Below are 1,032 nucleotides of genomic sequence, written 5' to 3'. Positions count from 1 at the left end.
ACTAAGCAGTTCACGAGACAACCGTGAATTCTCCGCCGGTGGGGACTTTAAATACGTTCCGGAAAGCGTGTAATATTTGTTGTCATAGCTCATCTGCCAGGTGTAGAAGGAGAATCCGGTTTTCGCACAGCGATTACCGGTTTTTATGCTCATGTACCTTGATGTACAAGGAGTTTCTGAAGACGTTATTTGGCGTCTTTTGTTATTTTCGACTTACAAAGATTTCGATCGATGAATCCGTAATCAGCGTATTCCCTGTCGATTTTGCGTACCTACTTGGGTTAATGAATAATATGTAAGGAAACGCTAATTTCGTATAATTTTCAAGGGAGGACGAAAAAGATGGACACAAATATTCGCGTTAAAGTTATGTATGATGACACGGTATATAATAAGTGGGGCGAGATTATTAATGAAACTTATGCCGGCGAGATTATCGATGCTATCCTTAACGAAGACACTGAAGAATATTTTGGAAAAGATCATGAAGGTCGCGAAGTATTTGTCGCATCTCTCGACATGTACGGTGAGCTCGTATTAGAGCCTGGATTTAAATTAGTAGACGACAAATAACGCAATCAGAACGAGGCTTCCGCACCCTGTGGCGAGGTCTTTTTGTGCTTGCGTTTTACTATGGATCATCCGGAATGTGCTTACGAGCCTTCCGGTACGCAAGTTATCAATAGTCTCCTTCGGGCGTTTCCCCAACGCCTATCCGACTTATCTTTTCATCTCCTTATATCCCCTTTTCGGACGTTACCGATGCTTCGGATCATCGGGCTTCCGAAGGAGCTTATTGAACGTAAATAAAACACATATTGGAGGAATTTAATTTGGCTAAAGGGAAGAAAGAGTATTCTTTTAAGAACTGCACTGTAAATGTTGATGAAGATCAAATTATTGAGCATAAAGGTGATGGCATACACATTCACTCATTATCTAAATACCTAAGAGAGCTTGAAAGCAAAACAGATCCAATTGATTTCACGTTAAAAAGTGACAGTGATGTTGTTCCTCAAGAAACTGAAGGAC

General features: G+C 40.7%; 2 protein-coding genes. Both read left to right on the top strand.

What is annotated here, in order from left to right; all coding sequences use genetic code 11:
• Nucleotides 1–342 precede the first annotated feature (342 nt).
• Nucleotides 343–573: a hypothetical protein gene (locus ACFVSN_RS45220; RefSeq protein ID WP_161512197.1), complete on the top strand. Its 231-nt coding sequence runs from the start codon at nt 343–345 to the stop codon at nt 571–573.
• A gap of 260 nt (nt 574–833) precedes the next feature.
• A partial coding sequence (locus ACFVSN_RS45215; protein ID WP_387959344.1) for a YonK family protein occupies nt 834–1,032 on the top strand: 199 nt, incomplete at its 3' end.

The organism is Kitasatospora sp. NPDC057904, from assembly GCF_042887925.1.
In the GTDB taxonomy this organism is placed as follows: Bacteria; Actinomycetota; Actinomycetes; order Streptomycetales; family Streptomycetaceae; genus Kitasatospora.
This window is presented reverse-complemented; position numbering and strand designations above follow the sequence as displayed.